This window comes from Bradyrhizobium genomosp. III (assembly GCF_000261705.1).
Taxonomy (GTDB): domain Bacteria; phylum Pseudomonadota; class Alphaproteobacteria; order Rhizobiales; family Xanthobacteraceae; genus Bradyrhizobium; species Bradyrhizobium ottawaense.
The window spans coordinates 1-599 of record NZ_AJQF01000110.1 but is presented as its reverse complement, the minus strand read 5'-3'; the positions used below and the strand labels follow the sequence as shown (position 1 = coordinate 599).

The 599-nt window shown below is 64.4% G+C and carries 1 protein-coding gene and 1 pseudogene; one reads left to right on the top strand and one right to left on the bottom strand.

Annotated elements, in window-relative coordinates:
• Window positions 1-342, bottom strand: a pseudogene (locus tag IC66_RS0110350) (alpha-ketoglutarate-dependent dioxygenase AlkB); the annotation flags it as partial.
• Between the two features lie 79 nt (window positions 343-421).
• On the opposite strand from IC66_RS0110350, the gene IC66_RS47675 reads away from it, so the two are divergent.
• Window positions 422-562, top strand: a complete 141-nt coding sequence (locus IC66_RS47675; RefSeq protein WP_018321489.1) for a hypothetical protein — start codon at window positions 422-424, stop codon at window positions 560-562.
• Window positions 563-599: the final 37 nt, after the last annotated feature.

The following is a 599-nucleotide window of genomic DNA, read 5'->3' as shown; positions in this document are numbered from 1 at the left end:
CCCCCAGCCGATGCCGACGCCGGCCTCATACTCGGTGCAGAGCACCTGCCGGACGCTGGCCTCCGGCAGCTTCGCCCAGGCCTCGGCCTGACGCGCGACGGGCAACAGCCAGTCCGGAATCGGCTCCGCCTCGGCCAGCCGCTGCAGCGTGTAGTCATAGCGATAGCCGAACGACGCCACCCGGCGGTTGCCCTCGAACGCCCCGAACTGGAAACGCTCGAGCGGCAATGCTGCGATGCGGCCGATCAAGGCCTGCTCGACGGCGGCTTCGATAAAATTGTCCATGTAGCGAAGGCCGGTCGGGCCTTCGTCAGGGACGGCGAACAAGCCAAGCTGCGTCATTCCTCGCATTTCCGTGATGGAACCTAATGGCGGCTGATGCGACTTACATATGACGCGGGAAGAAACGTGCGAGGCTGTCATGGCACACAAACATACCGCCGATCCGGCAGAGATCATGCGGGCGACCGGTCATCCTGAGCTGGAATATGCCGCCGGTTGGACCATCGCTGGTCTCGTCACCATCGGCACCATCGTCGCCGCCTGGGTGTTCGCGATCTAGACCGCAGGGAATTGCAGCTCGAAGGCCGCGCCCTCGT

What these genes read in the sequence shown, in the direction of transcription:
- IC66_RS47675 (WP_018321489.1), top strand. Translation starts at nt 422, where the DNA reads ATGGCACACAAACATACCGCCGATCCGGCAGAGATCATGCGGGCGACC.